Origin of the sequence: Pseudoalteromonas luteoviolacea H33-S (assembly GCF_001625695.1) — a bacterium.
Taxonomy (GTDB): domain Bacteria; phylum Pseudomonadota; class Gammaproteobacteria; order Enterobacterales; family Alteromonadaceae; genus Pseudoalteromonas; species Pseudoalteromonas luteoviolacea_B.
In genome coordinates, this window is sequence record NZ_AUXY01000035.1 from 284,903 (window position 1) to 301,674 (window position 16,772).

16 protein-coding genes are annotated in these 16,772 nt (G+C 44.0%); 9 read left to right on the top strand and 7 right to left on the bottom strand.

Annotation, left to right across the window (positions count from 1 at the left end; translation table 11 throughout):
- The first annotated feature begins 108 nt into the window (after positions 1-108).
- Both N477_RS03045 and N477_RS03050 read left to right on the top strand, forming a co-directional pair.
- Positions 109-2,148 (top strand): bifunctional 2',3'-cyclic-nucleotide 2'-phosphodiesterase/3'-nucleotidase, encoded by a 2,040-nt coding sequence (locus N477_RS03045; RefSeq protein ID WP_063361128.1) that lies wholly within the window; start codon positions 109-111, stop codon positions 2,146-2,148.
- Between the two features lie 111 nt (positions 2,149-2,259).
- Complete coding sequence (locus tag N477_RS03050; RefSeq protein WP_063361129.1) at positions 2,260-4,437, top strand: DUF6359 domain-containing protein; 2,178 nt, start codon at positions 2,260-2,262, stop codon at positions 4,435-4,437.
- A gap of 54 nt (positions 4,438-4,491) precedes the next feature.
- Here N477_RS03050 and N477_RS03055 read toward each other — a convergent pair whose 3' ends face one another.
- On the bottom strand, positions 4,492-5,859 hold the full coding sequence (locus tag N477_RS03055; protein WP_063361130.1) for a serine hydrolase domain-containing protein: 1,368 nt from the start codon (positions 5,857-5,859) through the stop codon (positions 4,492-4,494).
- 220 nt (positions 5,860-6,079) lie between these two features.
- Complete coding sequence (locus tag N477_RS03060) at positions 6,080-7,444, bottom strand: serine hydrolase domain-containing protein (RefSeq protein ID WP_063361131.1); 1,365 nt, start codon at positions 7,442-7,444, stop codon at positions 6,080-6,082.
- 169 nt (positions 7,445-7,613) lie between these two features.
- Here N477_RS03060 and N477_RS03065 point away from each other — a divergent pair, with 169 nt between their 5' ends.
- Together N477_RS03065 and N477_RS03070 are read left to right on the top strand one after the other, a co-directional pair.
- Positions 7,614-8,054 (top strand): hypothetical protein, encoded by a 441-nt coding sequence (locus tag N477_RS03065; protein WP_063361132.1) that lies wholly within the window; start codon positions 7,614-7,616, stop codon positions 8,052-8,054.
- A gap of 96 nt (positions 8,055-8,150) precedes the next feature.
- A complete protein-coding gene (locus tag N477_RS03070; protein ID WP_081216392.1) occupies positions 8,151-8,552 on the top strand; it encodes an ExbD/TolR family protein in 402 nt (133 codons plus the stop codon).
- A 60-nt stretch (positions 8,553-8,612) separates the two neighbouring features.
- On the opposite strand, the gene N477_RS03075 is transcribed toward N477_RS03070, so the two are convergent.
- Entirely contained in the window at positions 8,613-9,182 is a 570-nt protein-coding gene (locus tag N477_RS03075; protein ID WP_039611992.1) for a hypothetical protein, read from the bottom strand.
- A gap of 257 nt (positions 9,183-9,439) precedes the next feature.
- Here N477_RS03075 and N477_RS03080 point away from each other — a divergent pair, with 257 nt between their 5' ends.
- A complete protein-coding gene (locus N477_RS03080; protein WP_063361134.1) occupies positions 9,440-9,670 on the top strand; it encodes a helix-turn-helix domain-containing protein in 231 nt (76 codons plus the stop codon).
- 90 nt (positions 9,671-9,760) lie between these two features.
- Positions 9,761-10,453 carry a tellurite resistance TerB family protein gene (locus tag N477_RS03085; RefSeq protein ID WP_063361135.1) on the top strand — a complete coding sequence of 231 codons (693 nt, stop codon included), beginning with the start codon at positions 9,761-9,763 and terminating at the stop codon, positions 10,451-10,453.
- A gap of 74 nt (positions 10,454-10,527) precedes the next feature.
- On the opposite strand, the gene nth is transcribed toward N477_RS03085, so the two are convergent.
- The 3 genes from nth to N477_RS03100 all read right to left on the bottom strand — a co-directional run bounded on the left by nth (position 10,528) and on the right by N477_RS03100 (position 12,457).
- Positions 10,528-11,196 (bottom strand): endonuclease III, encoded by a 669-nt coding sequence (gene nth, locus N477_RS03090; RefSeq protein WP_063361136.1) that lies wholly within the window; start codon positions 11,194-11,196, stop codon positions 10,528-10,530.
- Positions 11,197-11,311: 115 nt separating this feature from the next.
- Positions 11,312-12,241 (bottom strand): sodium-dependent bicarbonate transport family permease, encoded by a 930-nt coding sequence (locus N477_RS03095; protein ID WP_063361137.1) that lies wholly within the window; start codon positions 12,239-12,241, stop codon positions 11,312-11,314.
- Positions 12,242-12,244: 3 nt separating this feature from the next.
- A complete protein-coding gene (locus N477_RS03100) occupies positions 12,245-12,457 on the bottom strand; it encodes a hypothetical protein (protein WP_063361138.1) in 213 nt (70 codons plus the stop codon).
- A 112-nt stretch (positions 12,458-12,569) separates the two neighbouring features.
- Between N477_RS03100 and N477_RS03105 the strand changes: the two genes are divergently transcribed.
- Together N477_RS03105 and N477_RS25555 are read left to right on the top strand one after the other, a co-directional pair.
- Positions 12,570-13,502: a LysR family transcriptional regulator gene (locus tag N477_RS03105; protein ID WP_039611997.1), complete on the top strand. Its 933-nt coding sequence runs from the start codon at positions 12,570-12,572 to the stop codon at positions 13,500-13,502.
- Positions 13,503-13,567: 65 nt separating this feature from the next.
- The gene (locus N477_RS25555; RefSeq protein ID WP_231098073.1) at positions 13,568-14,392 is read left to right on the top strand and encodes a spondin domain-containing protein; all 825 of its coding nucleotides are present in this window, start codon (positions 13,568-13,570) and stop codon (positions 14,390-14,392) included.
- 32 nt (positions 14,393-14,424) lie between these two features.
- Here N477_RS25555 and N477_RS03120 read toward each other — a convergent pair whose 3' ends face one another.
- Positions 14,425-15,345 carry a LysR family transcriptional regulator gene (locus N477_RS03120; RefSeq protein ID WP_063361141.1) on the bottom strand — a complete coding sequence of 307 codons (921 nt, stop codon included), beginning with the start codon at positions 15,343-15,345 and terminating at the stop codon, positions 14,425-14,427.
- A 111-nt stretch (positions 15,346-15,456) separates the two neighbouring features.
- Here N477_RS03120 and chrA point away from each other — a divergent pair, with 111 nt between their 5' ends.
- Positions 15,457-16,602: a chromate efflux transporter gene (gene chrA, locus N477_RS03125; protein WP_063361142.1), complete on the top strand. Its 1,146-nt coding sequence runs from the start codon at positions 15,457-15,459 to the stop codon at positions 16,600-16,602.
- Positions 16,603-16,772: the final 170 nt, after the last annotated feature.

Genomic DNA, 16,772 nt, shown 5'->3' on the forward strand with positions numbered 1-16,772 from the left:
CTCATTATTTTGTCATAATTTTGGAACCAACTTGCCATTTTTCCTTAGCCTATTTGTCTTTTTCGCTCTCTATAGTAGCGGCACTAAAACCGATAAATGGAAAGGAATATGAAAACAAGATTACTGCCGCTGGCAATTTTATGTGGTGCAAGCTCATTACTGACCGGGTGTTTTGATTCAAATGATAATGATGTTAAAGCACAAGCAAAAACGCCAAATCAAGAAGTGATTGCGGGCACCGCTATCGAGCTGCGTTTACTTGAAACCACAGATTTACATGCCAATGTTTTAAACTTTAACTACTTTTCTGACAGCCAAGATGACAAGGTTGGCTTGGTTAAAACTGCGGCATTAATTCACAAAGCAAGAAATGCAGTGCAAAACTCTGTACTGGTAGACAATGGAGACTTAATTCAGGGTAGTCCACTGGGTGACTACATGGCGAAAATTAAAAACCTTCAAGACGGTGAAGTGCATCCAGTGTACAAAGCCATGAATACCTTAGACTATGACGTTGCAAACATCGGTAATCATGAGTTCAATTTTGGTTTAGAATTTTTACAAGAAGCCATCGATGATGCCAACTTCCCATACATCTCAGCCAACGTCTTTAAATACGATGGCGATGAGGATGAAAGTAACGACGAACCGCTTTTCTCGCCCTACCTTATTCAAGATAAAGCATTTGTAGATAATGACGGAAACACACACACCATAAAGGTCGGTTACATCGGATTTGTACCGCCACAGATCATGCAGTGGGATAAGGCCAACCTTGAAGGTAAAGTTATCGCCAAAGACATCATTGCTATGGCCAATAAATATGTGCCAGAAATGAAAGAAAAAGGCGCGGATATTATTATTGCGATTCCACATTCAGGATTGGATACCTCAGCACACACGGATAAAAAAGAGAACGCCAGTTATCATCTATCAAAAGTGGAAGGCATAGATGCAATCATGTTTGGTCACGCTCATGCAAACTTCCCAAGCTCGCGCTACGAGGGGATGGAAGATAAAGGCATCGATCTAGAAAAAGGCACCATCAATGGTGTGGCAGCGGTCATGCCGGGCTTTTGGGGTAATCACTTAGGAGTAATTGATGTCACCCTGACCTATCAAGCAGGTGCTTGGCAAGTGACTGATTCTCAATCTTCTTTGATGCCGATTTTTGAGCAAGATGCCGATAGAAACATCACTGCATTAGTTGATAATGACGCTGATGTTGAAGCCGCTGTGCACCATGAGCACGAAGAAACCCGCACTTGGGTCAACAAGCCTTTTGCAAAAGTGACCAATCAAGTTAACAGCTTCTTTGCGCTGGTCAATGATGACCCTTCAATTCAAATCGTCACCGATGCACAAGCTTGGTACACGCAAAAAATAGTGCAAGGCACTGAATTAGAAGGCCTGCCAATTCTCTCTGCAGGTGCGCCATTTAGAGCAGGCCGTGGCGGCGCAGACGACTATACTTACATCGCCACAGGTGACATTGCCTATCGTAACGTAGCAGACCTTTATATTTACCCTAACATCCTAAAAGTGCTAAAACTAAACGGCACTCAGGTGAAAGAGTGGCTAGAAATGTCTGCTGGGCAATTTAATCAAATCAACCCAGACTCTGCGGATATGCAGTCTTTAATCAATCCAGATTTCCCGTCTTACAACTTTGATGTTATCGATGGTGTGACCTACCAAATCGACCTCACTCAGCCTGCAAGATACAACAGTAAAGGTGAGAAAGTCTCTGATGGTCAGCGTATTGTGGCGCTATCTTACCAAGATAAGCCCGTTGCTGATGGGCAAGAGTTTCTTGTTGTCACTAATAACTATCGAGCTTCCGGCGGTGGTAACTTCCCAGCGATTGGTGCAGATAAAATCGTGGTCGACTCACCAGATGAAAACCGCCAAGTGGTCGCAAACTATATTACGCATCAAAGTGAGGCAAATGATGGTAAAGGTCTTGATCCATCAGCTGATATGAACTGGTCATTCACGGCGATTGAAAACGTCCAGATCCAATTCACAACCTCTAACAGTGACAATGCAAAAGCTTACAGTGAACAGTTTGGTCATATCCAACCACTGGAGAAAACCAATGAAGACGGCTTTGCTCTGTACCTATTGAACTTATCTCAAAACCAATAATAAAACCCAGAAAAAGACCCAATTGAGGTATGTCCAAACGCATACCTCTCCTCTTCTACAGCTATTTGGAAGTTGGCTGTAACAACAAACCAAACCAACGGGAATTGAAAAATGACTGTAAATAAACTGACCCTTTCGGTATTGCTCGGTGCAGGCTTGCTTGTACATTCTGGCTTTACCATGGCAGCCGCCTATGATTGGAATAATACTGCACCAGTCAAAGTACCGAGTGCCGCAAACAGCAACGGTAAAACCGTATACTTTGACGTATCCCACGGCGGTGTCGAAGGCAATGCAGACTGGGTTATCGATGGTGCGTTTTCAGATTTTGCAGATGCACTGGTCCAGCAAGGCTACACGGTAAAAGAGTATCGCGGTGTTGACCTAAATAACGATGGTCGTATTCGCTTTTTTGACGACCGCACAGGCAATCAAAACAACGAAGCCATCATTACTTATGATGCAATTAAAGACTCGGACGTCTTTGTCCTCGCAGAAACAAACAGGCCTTTTACGCTTGCAGAGCAGGCCGCGCTTGAGCAATACGTTGCAAGCGGCAAAGGGATATTTTTCGTCGCCGATCATTATGATGCTGACCGCAATCTCAATACATGGGATGCCACTGAAGTCTTCAATGGTTATAACCGCTCAGACTTAAGCAAATACAACATGGGTGGCGCTTATGGTGATTGGCGTAATCCAAAATCAGCCTATGCTGGTTGGTTAGTCGAAAACTTCGGGATCCGTTTTCGCTTCAATGGCGTAGACTACAAGCAAGGCGTCAGTGGTGTAGAGCCAAGCACACAAACTGAAGGGATCACCCAAGGCGTTGATCCTATTCTTATGGCCGCAGGTGCGACACTTGCGATTGTCGACCCACAAAAAGCCAAAGGCTTAGTTTATTTTTCAGAAACAGATACCCCCGTGAAGTGGCGACATGCCAAAGATGACGGATTATATTTTGGTGGCAAAGCCGAAGGGCCTTATGTCGCGATTGCAAAATCTGGTGCGGGTAAAGCAGCCTTTATCGGCGACTCCTCTCCAATTGAAGATGCCACGCCTAAATATCGTCGCCAAGACAGCGGCAGTACCAAAAAGACCTACCCGGGATGGACAGACCCGGGTCACGCCTCAGTGCTTGCCGTCAACATCATAAACTGGCTTGCAACGCCAGAAAGCTACCAGTACTTTGATGGACAAAATGGCCATACTAGCGGTTTTGCGACACCGACACCGATGGATCCCCAAGAAATGTCCGATCCAAACAATGGACAGCCTTGGGGCACCCCAGCAAATGGCTTTAATCCTTGGGATACGGATACTTACAAAAGCAATTCTTTTAATGCCCCTTATGGCGATGGCCAAACCGATCCAGACCCAGATCCAACGCCAACACCGGGTGATACAGTCTCAGTCAGTGACGCACTCGCTGCGGCGCAAAACACATCACTAGTTGTCATTGGTAAAGTCACGAATGCCATCAACGGTATTTATGGTCTAGAGCTAAGCGACCTTAATAATCCCGCTACGCACATTTATGTGAAGTTAGAGAGCAATCAAAGGGCTGATTTTAATCCACAGCTTAACCCTGCGATTCTAAATCAGAACATCATAGTGACCGGTAAACGCAATAGTTACATGGGTGAGCCGGGTATTCGCTATGTCACTGATTTGCAAATTGCACCGTCTTTCATGTCCGTTGAACAAGCTTTGGCAACTGCACAAGGTGAATCGATTGAACTGACAGGGCGCGTAAAATCTGGTTTAAACAATATCTATGCACTGGTTTTAGAAGATCTGAACGACCCAAGTTTTGCCATTAATATTAAGCTTGAAAGCAGTCAACGTGCCGAATTTAGCCCAGTATTGAACCCAGATATTCTAAATGCAACGCTTGTGATCAAAGGCGTACGCGATAGTTACATGAGCCAGCCAGGTATACGTCAGGTATCTAGTATTACTCAAGCATCGAGCGACAATGGCAGCAACCCTGACCAAGGCAATGACCTGTCAGTATCAGAGGTGCTAGCAATGAATAATGGTCAGCCAGTTGTGTTATCAGGCACCATCACTGCCCCCATTAACAATAAGTATGCGCTTGAGCTGAGCGATCCGAATAATGCGGGGAATAAGCTATACATCAAACTGGAATCATCTCAGCGTGATACATTTAGTCCATTGTTGAACCCACAGCTTATTGGCAAAAGCTTAAGAGTTGAGGGCATTAAAAATGACTATATGAGTCATCCGGGCGTGCGCAGTGTCAGTAAGTTAACACTGTTAAATTAATCAGCCGAACAATGTGCAAAAGGCTACGGAAGCCTTTTGCACTAAGCACTTAACTTAAAGCTTCACCGCCTCAATCGGCGTTGTAGAGAAATTAATAAATAGATTGAATACCTGCTTGCCTTCACTATTTTGTGTGATCGTCACATAGGTGTTACTGCCTACGGAGAAAAAACTATTGGTCGACATTGGTGCGAGCTGAGCCACCGTGTAGCCCCCCATTTGCACATAAAGCTGGCCTTGCTGGTAAACCACTTTGCGAATAGTGCCATCATCCGACTGATATTCTCCTGTGACGGACTGTAGCTGGGCTTCTGACAACTCTATTGCTTTAAAGCTCGGAATGTCCATATCCAAAGCCTTCGCAGCTAACCTTTGACTCAATACCTTAGGATCTCGCTCAGTTGAATTAGTTAACACAGTGACATATAGCTCCTCCTCTGGCACATAAAGCGCATCAGATAAGAAACCGTGGATCCCACCACTATGACGGATCACTTGATAGTCACCCAATGTATCAACTGATAAGCCATAGCCGTATGTGGACACACTCCCATCATTCAATATCACCGGTGCTAACATTTTTTGATAACTCTGCTCACTGATCAGCGCCCCGTTTGCAAGCGCAGTAAACCAAGTATTCAAGTCAAATACATTAGAAGCCAGCGCCCCTGCACCATGGGGCCAAATCATATCGATGTAGCCTGCATTAGTGTAACCAGCTGGCGTTGCGTCATACCCAGAAACATGATGTTTTATGATCTGCTTTCCTGCGTAGTGACTGTTTTCCATGCCTAACTTTTTAAAGATGTGCTCTTCGATAAAATCCGCATATGTCTGCCCACTAGCCACCTCAATGATTTTACCAAGCAACACATATCCGGTATTGGAATAGGCCATCGCCTCACCGGGTGCAAACTTCATCGGGTGCTGTGCAAATCGAGTGATTATTTCATCTAGCGTTGCAGGGGACTGTATTTCTTTCATCATCAGTTCCCTATCTTCAGTATAATTAGCAATACCAGATGTATGGGTTAATAGTTGCTCTACGGTTACAGTATGCCCCTCAGTCGGGAAGTCAGGTACATACTTGTGAATATTATCATGTACAGAAAGTTTGCCGCGCTCTTGTAATATTAAAATGGCAGCTGCAGTAAACTGCTTTGAGATTGAGCCAATTCTAAACACACTGTGTGCTTTTAGCGGCACATTTAACTCTAAATTAGCTCGCCCTATGGCTTTTTTAAATACAACTTCTCCTTCTTTACTTATCAGCGCTGCAGCTCCGGGTTGCTCTTTGCTTAAAACCTGTTTCATCACCGCACGATACTCTGCGTTGTCCTCCTTTGAATCAGCTGCGGACACAGAGAACCCAACCACTAATAAAGAAGCCAAAATAAGGCTAGCTACAATCGTTTTTTTCATTGTTTTTCCTTGCATTATTTAATTAAGCACCTAAAAGCACGACGAGTAAAAGTGATAAAAACGCAGATTGATCTTGTTACAAGCTATGTAAATTGATTGCAGGCTGTAACAAGATCATATTGGTGTAAGTAAATTGAAATTAGACTGAGATATGCTGAGTGTTTATACAAACTTTCCCAGTATAGCGGTTAGTAAAGCATTACTTGCCCAGCAAGCCAAGCTACTCTTGATGGCCCACTATAGGAGTTGAAGAAAAATTAGCATATTCATTGAGAAGATATTGCTCACCATTGGCAGTAAATTTGATATAAGTATTACTGTCTTCAAAAAAGAAACTATCTGAAGACATAGCAAACATGGCTTCTGAATAACCGTACCCTCGGTCCAAGAATACGCCTTCAGCATTCCACATAACCTGATAATGCGCACCATTTTGCATTTGATATTGTCCTATAAACGCCTTTATTTGCGCTTCATCGAGCACAACTTCCTTGAAGCTCGGCACATTCAAACCTAAAGCTTTGGCTGCCAAACGACGACTCATAACTTCTGGCACAACGTTGGTATTATTAGATAACACGGCGACATATAGTGCTTCTTCAGGCACATATAAAGCATCTGATTTGAATCCGTTGATTGCCCCATTATGGGTTACTATTTGATAATCTCCCAAAGTCGACGTCCAAATGCCATAACCATATGGAGATACGCTGCCATCATTCAAAGTAGCTGGCGCCGTCATTTTTTGATAACTTGCCTTTGAAATCAGCTGCCCATTCGCCAGTGCATGATACCAAGTGCTCATGTCTGACACATTCGAAGACAGTGCGCCAGAGCCATGTGGCCAAATCGTATCCAAATGATGTGCATTGACATAGTCATCACCCTCTAAATCGTACCCGGACACATGATTTTTAATGATTTTTCTACCTGCATAATGGCTATTGTGCATGCCTAATTTGTGAAAAATATGCTCTTCTAGAAACTCGGCATATTGCTGACCGCTCGCTACTTCAATGATTTTTCCAAGCAGCACATACCCAGTGTTAGAATACGCCACACTGTCACCTGGTTGAAACTTCATCGGATGCTGGGCAAACCGTGCTAGGATCTCGTCCAATGTAGCAGGTGCGGGCGCTTCTTTATAAAGTAGCGCAAGGTCTTCTGTGAAATTAGCAATGCCTGAAGTATGTGTGAGTAAATGTTCAATGGTGACGATGTGCCCTTGTGTTGGAAAGTCAGGCACATACTGGTGAATATCATCATGTATGGATAGCTTTCCACGTTCATGTAATATCATAATGGCTGCGGCCGTAAATTGCTTTGTCAAAGAACCAATCTTAAAAACACTTTTAGCTTTGAGTGGTACATTGAGCTCCAAATTGCCACGTCCTATGGCTTTTTTAAATAGTACTTCTCCCTCTTTACTAATAATCGCCGCTGCGCCCGGCTCACCTTTGCTCAATTCAGTACGCATGACTTTGGTAAATTCTTTTTTAGATAGCGCCCCATCACTTGCTAACACATCAATCGTCCCAAGAGATAAAGCAGTGGCGAGTACAGTAACTATAATAGAAGGTTTCATTTTGCATCCTTGTGGCTTGATTAGTACCTAATATTTAACCACTTAAACCTTCGTAAAACTGTTCGATAAACGTTCACTATTGTGACAAAGTTTATAAAACTGTCAGTAAACACATGGCATCAACCCTGCTTAATTTTTACACTCTACGAAAGCAAAGGATACGCAAGCTATGAATGTAAACAGCACACACCATACTTTTTATGCGCCCCACCCCCCATCAAGCAAGCTCTCGGACGTTGAAGTACCAAAAAGCACCATGCAATCGGCTTCCATCCAAGTGCAAATCAGCGATAACGCAAAATATGCCCAAGAAAAGTGGCAATCTATTGCCAATCAATACGATGTGCACAATATTTCAGACGCCGAAGCTGGCGCTATGTCTCGCGAGTTATTCGATTCAGGCTTTATCAATACCACACAAATGATGATACTCATGGCGCCTTCTTCAATGGACGGCTCGCAGCTGAAAAAGCATGACCTACTCAATGATATGAAGCATACCTTCAAGCTTTCAAATGCCCTAGGAGGCCACACACAGGCATCAAAAAACGCTTACTTAAGTGCCATTAATATTCTTGAGCGTCTCGATGAGACAAAACAAACTGGCTAGCGTGTCGCATTTTAATTGCTGGTGATTTCACCCCTTTTTGGACGCGGTGTCGTTTTACCCATACTGAATAGCCATGTTTAATGACGTAAGGTGACAATGATGAAGAAAAAATATCAGCCCACAGCGCCTGCTAATTCGGATGTAGACATGAACCCAATGCTCGATATTGTGTTTATTTTACTTATCTTTTTTATCGTGACTGCCAGCTTTCAAAAAGCCCATGTACTTGATATTAATAAACCCGCGAAATCACATCAGGCCTTAAACCAATCAGTCGTACCACAGTTTCGTATTGACCAGCAAAATCGTATTTATTTAAATCACAAGCGCATTGAAGTTGATGCCATCGCGGTCAATATTGCTCGACTTGCAGCACAAGGGGAGATCACCTCTATCAGTTTAAAGGCGCATGAGCAAAGTGAGCACAACACATTAGTAAGCGTATTAAATGCGATCAAATCGCAAACCTCAACGCCAGTGTCTCTGGCCAGCTCATAGAATAGATGGAGAAGATAAAGGCCAAAGTGTCGCATCACCTAACACCTTGGCCGTGCAAAATTAAGGGTTGATATGATGCAGCTCGGTATCAACCAGTTTGCCTTCAAAATTACGGTGCGCATCAATACGCGCGAAGAAAGCCTGCGCATTCGGCGTCACTGGGATAACGACTGAGTAAAACGCAAAGTTTAATCCTGCCACCACTTGTTGCTGCGCAGCTAAAATCATGTAGTTCACGCCAACTAACGACTCAATTTGCTCAGCAGCGCTTTTCTCAGCGTCAGTGAAGTTTTCACGCAGTGCAACTGAGTCAAAAGAACCAATCGGTGGCACTAATACTGGCTCGCTGAATGTGCGATCTGACAATTGAGTAAAGTGCTCACCTTGTTGATTAACAACAATCAGCTCTAAGCGATTTACTTTAGGCACGTTTGGCGCAACCACAGGTGAAACAAAGCAGTAAAACGCAAAGTTTTTACCATTAACCACTTGAGATTGTGCTGCCAAAGGTTTTATTTCGACACCATCACGCTTGTTAATATGCTCAAATGCATTGATGTACTCTTTATCAAAATCTTGTGCTAAAACGATTGGACCAAAACCACCTAAAATACGATTTGCTTCAGACATTGTTTTATCCTTTTATGTCATAGATGAATGGGTGCTCCAGTCTGTGGAGCGACTTTAGATGCGACCTAGTCTAGGCGCAATGAGTTGGTTTTTTGGCATCAGTTTAGTATCACTTTGGTATCAGATAAAAAGCGTAAATTTCACGCAACTTTTGCGCCTTATGTGTACACCAAAACGCACACCCATTCAGGGCGAGTGCATTGGCGAAAGTCATCGGTCATTGCTAGGCTTTAGGACCCTACTCAAGGAGTCAAATAATGGATGGCAGAGTAAAGCTGGATTGTAAAATCCTTAAGCAACTGAGACGAAATATGGGGCTGAGCCAAGAGAAACTGGCTTGCGCCTGCCAAGAGCAAGCCCTATGCGTCTCCATCGCAACACTAAAACGAGCTGAATGCGGCTGTAAAGTGTACCACCGCACCGCCAGAGAGCTTGCCCGTTTTTATCAAATCCCCGTAAAAGAGCTACTGTGTGAGCAAACCAACTAATGCAATTTGAATCGATTTGTAACAAATTGAGTGTTCTCAAACTGATCACTTTGCCCTACTCTAGAAACATAAGAGCAAATGGAGAACGCGATGAAAGATTTACAAAAATTGGTCAGTGGTTTAAACAAATCAGGCGCATTGAGTGGCTTACTGGGCGGCGTTGCTGGCGGCGGTGTAAGTAGCTTATTAAGCAGTAAAAAAGGCAAAAAAACGGGTAAAAAAGCCGTAAAATATGGCGCGCTTTCAGCTGTAGGCGGACTCGCTTGGAAAGCTTACAAGCAATATAGCGAACAAAATGAAGTAGCTGCACAAAAGCGAGATAGCGCAGCCTTTGATAAAGCCATGGCAACACGCTCACAACCAGCGCGTCACTTCGATTTTAAACCTGCCACCATACAAGAGCACAGCTTCGAACAGGTTATCGAAGATGAAAGTGGCTCTGGGCAACTCTTACTTATGCGGGCCATGATAGCAGCAGCTTATGCAGATGGGCACATAGATGACAATGAGCGCCAGAAAATATTTGCCCAAGTTGAAACCATGACGCTCAGCGTGCAAGAAAAAGCCATGTTATTTGATGAATTAAGACAACCCATGAGTCTCTCTGAGCTGGTGCAAGCAGTGCCTAATGCACAAACAGGCATTGAAGTTTATGCTGCCAGTGCCAGTGCCATCGATCTGCAGCAAACGATTTCACAGCAATATTTGCAAACTCTGGCTAATCAACTTTGCATCCCAAAAGAGTTGGTGCACTCTATCCATCAACAACTTGATGAGCTCTAAGTTGTCAGTGTGACGTTTGGTTTTTTCGCTATGCGTGCTTCTAGGTAAGCACGCCAACCACCAAGACTAAATAATTAAGGCTTTTTAACCACTTTAGGTCGCTTGCGATTAGGATAGCAAGTCGTGCACATGGGGCAAACCGTACCGTCACAGCCTCTGGCTGTACAAAACTCTCGGCCATAATAAATAAACTGCAAATGCAGATCATTCCAGCATTCTTTGGGAAACAGTCGCTTTAAATCTTTTTCTGTTTGCGCCACGTTTTTACCATTGGTCAATCCCCAGCGCTGGGCTAAGCGATGAATATGGGTATCCACAGGGAAAGCGGGGACACCAAATGCCTGCGCCATCACCACCCCTGCCGTTTTATGCCCCACCCCAGGTAGCGTTTCCAATGCATCCATATCTTCGGGCACAATGCCGCCATATTCTGCAACTAAGATTTCAGAAAGCTTTTTGATGGCTTTTGATTTTTGCGGCGATAAACCACACGGCCGGATGATCTGCTTAATATCTTCAACCGATTGCTTGGCCATATCAAAGGGGTTATCTGCCAGTTGCCATAGCGATGGCGTCACCTGATTCACGCGCTCATCAGTACATTGCGCAGAGAGTAAAACGGCCACTAGCAAGGTATAAGGGTCTTTATGATCCAGAGGAATAGGAGGCTTTGGATAACGTGCTTGTAAATCTGCCAAGATATACGCTACGCGTTCCGCTTTTAATAAGTTTTTTTCCGGCACAAGTATTAACCTAAAGTACTTTCTTCATTGCTGTGTGCCTAATTTACACTGACGCCCGAAAGACGTCAGCATAAAACCGTTAATTAATCCCAAATGGCATCAAAATGCTAAATGCTTAAGCGCCCAGGTATTGTCCCAAAGCGATGAAAAATGGTACGCCCAACAGCACATTGAATGGAAAAGTGATACCCAGTGACGCTGTGATAGACATACCGGCATTGGCTTCAGGTAAGCTCTCTTTCATTGCCGCAGGGACCGCAATATACGAAGCACTCGCCCCCAATACAGCCATCAGTGTAATACCTCCCGCGCTTAGCTCCAATAGCACGCCCAAACCAGTCCCAGCTAAACCACCTAACATCGGCATCAATATCGCAAAACTGATTAAAAACAAACTGTTCTTCTTTAAAGTGCCTAATTGCTCACCTGCCACCAATCCCATTTTTAATAAGAATAGCGCTAATACGCCTGAGAATAGCTCAACAAAAAATGGCGTAAGTTTTTGCACGCTATCGCCGCCAACAAAGCCAATCACCAAGCTGCCCACCATGAGTAAAATACTTTGGTTAGCCACCAGCTCTTTTTTAATAAAAGCACGGTTTATGACCTTCAAGTTACCTTTGGCGAGTACTAATCCAACCAAGATCGCAGGCATCTCTAACAACACCACAAACAAGGGGAAATAAGCTTCATATGCGATATCGCCCGCTTCAAGTAAAGCGACAGCAACAGCATAAGTGGCCACACTGACCGAGCCATAATGCGCAGCAATGGCGCCTGCATTCATTTTATCTAACTGACCAAAATAGCGTAATAATGGGTAAGCAACGAGTGGTAACAATAAACCAAAGGCCACAACGGCGATAGACATGGTTAACAGTGCAGGATCGACATGCTGCTGTAATGCGATACCGCCTTTTAGACCAATCGCGACCATCAAAAAAAGACTGAGTGTTTTATATAACCCATCAGGAAAGGGGATTTTTGCACCTAATAATTGCGCAATGATCCCCAGTAAAAAAAAAGCGACGACCGCATCTATCATAACCTACTTTGCCTCTTTTAACTGGCGAGATGAGGCGCGCATTGGTGTGTGGCTATCACGTGAAGACTGTATAAAACTGACGATTGAAAAACTGAAAATTGATAAAGCCAGCAGAATAAAACCCGTACTGCCATGACCAAGTACACTGCTCAAATACGAAAATGCCAACAGACTGAAGCACGTTATTAAAGGTAATGCCAAACTTTTAAATGTCATAACTCTCTCCTCTGTATTTTTGAGGATTTTACAAAAGTCCAAATATAGATAAAAATAGATAGTAACTAATATAACCATAGATAAAACTCTAATTTAAGGATTTAGTTGCAATATGGCTTCAAGATTACATGCCCATATCGGGACTTTCAGACAACTTGAAATTCTCTTAGCGCTACACCAAGGTGGTAGTGTCAAAGCGGCATCAGAAAAGCTGTTTTTAACTCAACCAACAGTGTCAATGCAGCTAAAAAAACTGGCTGAAGCAATTGGTTTACCGCTTTATGAGCAAGTCGGTAAACAGCTAAAATTTACCGATGCAGGCCTTGCCACCGTTGCGACGGCAAAGCAAATATTGCAAAGTTGCGAAGAGTTAGACATGCACCTCTCTAACCTACGAGGGCTCAAGTCAGGTACGTTGAGGCTATCCAGCGTCACCACGGCTAAATACTTTATCCCGCACTTACTTGGGCCCTTTTGCGAACGATATCCAGGCATAGATATTCAATTTACGGTGGCCAATAGACAGCAAGTCATTGAGCGCCTTGAGCAAGGACTAGATGACTTTTATGTATTCAGCCACCTGCCTGAAGGACTAGATTTAGAAGTCATTGAATTTATGTCCAATGACTTAGTCGCCATAGCGCCCGCTTCTCATCCATTTAGCCAAAAAGACACCGTATCATTAGAGGAGTTTTGCCAAGAGGACTTCCTCATTCGAGAATCGGGTTCGGGAACCCGTTACGCCACAGAAGCATTTTTCAAAAACCAAACTGTGACGCCAAACATAAAAATGACGATTGCCAGTAATGAAGCCATTATTCACTCCGTATTATCACGTCTTGGGGTTTCTATTTTATCGTCTCACACGCTAGCCTTTGGTGAGATCCATGATGTTAATGTCATCAATGTCGAGTCTTTACCCATTCGATCTAAATGGTCATTTTCATGGACCAAACGCAAAACGCTGTCACCTATCGCCAGTGTGTTTTTAACGTATGTGGAGACCGAGGGACGTGAGATCATGCAAAACGCCATTAGGATTTAATCTTTTGTTCAAAAAAAGCACAAAAGTTTGAAAGTGGATCACGTTTTATAAGGTCTGTTGAAAAGATGACGACTTCACCGCTTGAGGGCTTGACTATGGTACATCCGCTTAAATTAGCATCTTTGTTTATGGTATTTGGATTAACCGCATGCGGAGGCAGCAGCAGCTCGTCGCCCGCCTCGACGCCCACCAATGATTCGGCATCGCAAAATACCACAACCTCAACGACAACGACGTCCTCAACCACTTCGTCTTCAGATACCTCGACTCCGGCTCCCGCTGCGACCTCAGTAACCTATGAGTTAAAATTTACCCAAACTTGGGAGCTAACCACTTTTCCAACCAATTACCCTAATGGCACCCATTTCTCCCCCATGATCGGATTAATACACAATGATCAAGGGCGTATTTTTCAGCGCGACAGCACAGCAAGCGCCGGTATTGTCAGCATGGCAGAAACAGGGTCTAAAACGCTACTTAAAGGCGAGACCAGTGATATACAAAACCTTGGTCATTCCAGCTACCTGATTGATGAAGCCGGGATCCCCCATGGCAGTAAAAGTGTGACGCTGACCTTTGAGGCAAGCCAAACTTATCCTCACCTGAGCATTGTCTCTATGGTCGCACCGAGTCCGGATTGGTTTATCGGGATAGACAGCCTATTGCTTTTTAATGACAACCAATGGGTAGACGAGCAAACTATACAGCTTAAAGTGTATGATGCAGGCAGTGACAATGGCGTTACGTTTAGTGCAGCAGACTCAACCACAGATCCACAAACCCCAATAACTTTGCTTAATAGTGCAAGAAGCGATACGGACTTCACCGAGGGCGTACATTTTAACAGTGGCGAAAACATCGGTTTTATCACCATTAAACGCATGCAATAAAAATACAAGCCGCCATCCAGTGTGGCGGCCAGTTATTGCTGTGCCATTAATGACATCAACAATGATCTAAGCCATATGCTTTTATCATCACTGTTTTTGCGTTGAAACCACAGTATCGAAATATCAAAATCAGGCACCCTTATCGGCGGGTCAAAATAACGCAGCAGGTTCTGATCGCAAGCGACATCAGCCATTTTCTTCGGCACGATGGCGATCAACTTGCGACCTTTGAGCAAGCTTTGAATGGTCATAAAATTGCGTGTTGCCACCGTGACTTTGCGATTTAATCCCTCAGCTTGCAGTGTATCATCAACCCCCGTTGCTAGGCGCCCATCTGGACTAACTAGCGCATGTTCAATATTGGCAAAGTCATATTTTGATAAACCTTGCTCAAATGCGATGCAATGCGGGTCAGCAATACATACATGCCTTTCTGTGTATAAATGCTGGGATTGAAAAGCGGGATCAGGCGCAGTAATACTGCCAATGACGATATCGAGTTTTTCCTGCTCAGCCAAAGCAAGGTAATTGCTGCGATTGACGTTCACAAAGCTTACCTGCGCCTTTGGAGCCTGTAATCTGATGGCATCAAAAATGGCTGGCGCAAATATAAACTCGGCATAATCAGTGAGGCCAATACGACAGATACCGTCATAGTCAGCAGGGTCAAATGGGGCACTGGTTAAAAGGTCGTTGCTCACACAATCGAGTAACTTGTTAACCGTGGGGGCTAATTGATGAGCACGCTCTGTGGCCATCATTTTATGTCCTTTGCGCTCAAATAATACATCAGCAAATAAGGTTCGTAATCGAGATAAACTATGGCTCATTGCCGATTGGCTCACATAGCTTTTTTCAGCGGCAATACTCACACTTTGATATCGATACAAATAAGCAAAAGCAACCAGTAGGTTTAAATCGATATTGCGCCACGGCACATCTGTAAAACTCATCCTAATCCCATATTATTCATATTTATAATCAATACTATTAATTTGATTAATTATAATGCATTTTCTAACCTAGCGGCATTCTCAACAGCAGCATCCAACACGGTGCCAAACATGTTTACCATATTTAAACTCTTTTTTATGCTCGGCTGGGTTAGCTTCGGCGGACCCGCAGCACATATTGGCTACTTTAGACAAACCTTTGTCGAAAAGCTCAAATGGCTAGATGACCACGAATATGGTCAAATTGTTGCCTTAAGTCAGTTCTTACCAGGTCCCGGTTCTAGCCAAGTAGGGTTTGCGCTCGGTTACAAACGCGGCGGATTGTCCGGTGCGCTCGCAGCCTTTTTAGGCTTCACGCTGCCCTCTGTATTAATCATGATCGGGTTAGCTGTTGTGGCAAGCCAAGTAACACAGCACGATGTATTTCAAAGCATCGTCCATGGCTTAAAGTTATTAGCCGTCGTCGTTGTTGCTGACGCAGCTTGGGGTATGTACAAAAACTTTTGTAAAAACACCCTCACCACTAGCCTCTGCTTAGTCACCGCCATTGCTTTGCTTATCGCCCCCAGTATCTTGATGCAAATCGCGGTCCTATCCATCGCAGCCATTATTGGTGCCTGCTATTTAAAAAACGCAGCTACGGAACAAGCAAATGCCACATTTAAACCTAGCTATGTGCCACTGTGCTTGTTTATCGCGCTGTTGGTTGGATTGCCTCTCGCCGCACATATTTTGCCGTCAATTGCTTTATTCAATGACTTTTATCAAGCGGGTAGCTTGGTATTTGGTGGAGGCCATGTTGTCCTCCCTTTACTGCAAAATATTGTTGGCGATCAGCTTAGCCAAGATGCCTTTTTAACTGGGTATGCGGCCGCACAAGCAGTGCCTGGACCCATGTTTACCTTTGCAACCTACATAGGTTATGAGCTGCTACCCAGCAGTCCAATTATGGGGGCATTAATTGCAACCATCGCAGTCTTCTTGCCTGGCTTTTTACTGCTGCTCGCGGTGCTAAAAAACTGGCAGGCACTGGCACAAAAACCAAAAGTAGCAGGCGCACTCACTGGCGTTAACGCTGCGGTTGTCGGACTATTAGCGGCGGCTTTATATCAACCTGTGTTTATCAGTGCGGTATTTGCGCCAATCGATATCGCGTTGGTACTTTTTGGCTTTTTCTTAATGAAGCAAATAAAACTGCCCATTATCTGGTTGGTCGTCACTTTCATCTCGGCGGGCGCGTTAATGAATCTCATCTAATTTCTACCGCAAACAGGGAAGTTTGTAGCAAATTAACGTTACTTTAGCGATTTACCCTCTCAACCTTTATTTACGCTTTGGCGTATGTGCTCATGATGATTGAGAGCAAAACTAAATATATCCTGGTTAGGGGTTTTAATTCAGATGCAATACGCGTAGACTTGAATGAT

What these genes read in the sequence shown, in the direction of transcription:
- N477_RS03055 (WP_063361130.1), bottom strand. Translation starts at nt 5,859, where the DNA reads ATGAAAAAAACGATTGTAGCTAGCCTTATTTTGGCTTCTTTATTAGTG.
- N477_RS03080 (WP_063361134.1), top strand. Translation starts at nt 9,440, where the DNA reads ATGGATGGCAGAGTAAAGCTGGATTGTAAAATCCTTAAGCAACTGAGA.
- N477_RS25555 (WP_231098073.1), top strand. Translation starts at nt 13,568, where the DNA reads ATGACGACTTCACCGCTTGAGGGCTTGACTATGGTACATCCGCTTAAA.
- N477_RS03085 (WP_063361135.1), top strand. Translation starts at nt 9,761, where the DNA reads ATGAAAGATTTACAAAAATTGGTCAGTGGTTTAAACAAATCAGGCGCA.
- N477_RS03060 (WP_063361131.1), bottom strand. Translation starts at nt 7,444, where the DNA reads ATGAAACCTTCTATTATAGTTACTGTACTCGCCACTGCTTTATCTCTT.
- N477_RS03100 (WP_063361138.1), bottom strand. Translation starts at nt 12,457, where the DNA reads ATGACATTTAAAAGTTTGGCATTACCTTTAATAACGTGCTTCAGTCTG.
- N477_RS03065 (WP_063361132.1), top strand. Translation starts at nt 7,614, where the DNA reads ATGAATGTAAACAGCACACACCATACTTTTTATGCGCCCCACCCCCCA.
- chrA (WP_063361142.1), top strand. Translation starts at nt 15,457, where the DNA reads ATGTTTACCATATTTAAACTCTTTTTTATGCTCGGCTGGGTTAGCTTC.
- N477_RS03045 (WP_063361128.1), top strand. Translation starts at nt 109, where the DNA reads ATGAAAACAAGATTACTGCCGCTGGCAATTTTATGTGGTGCAAGCTCA.
- N477_RS03095 (WP_063361137.1), bottom strand. Translation starts at nt 12,241, where the DNA reads ATGATAGATGCGGTCGTCGCTTTTTTTTTACTGGGGATCATTGCGCAA.
- N477_RS03075 (WP_039611992.1), bottom strand. Translation starts at nt 9,182, where the DNA reads ATGTCTGAAGCAAATCGTATTTTAGGTGGTTTTGGTCCAATCGTTTTA.
- N477_RS03070 (WP_081216392.1), top strand. Translation starts at nt 8,151, where the DNA reads ATGATGAAGAAAAAATATCAGCCCACAGCGCCTGCTAATTCGGATGTA.
- N477_RS03105 (WP_039611997.1), top strand. Translation starts at nt 12,570, where the DNA reads ATGGCTTCAAGATTACATGCCCATATCGGGACTTTCAGACAACTTGAA.
- N477_RS03050 (WP_063361129.1), top strand. Translation starts at nt 2,260, where the DNA reads ATGACTGTAAATAAACTGACCCTTTCGGTATTGCTCGGTGCAGGCTTG.
- N477_RS03120 (WP_063361141.1), bottom strand. Translation starts at nt 15,345, where the DNA reads ATGAGTTTTACAGATGTGCCGTGGCGCAATATCGATTTAAACCTACTG.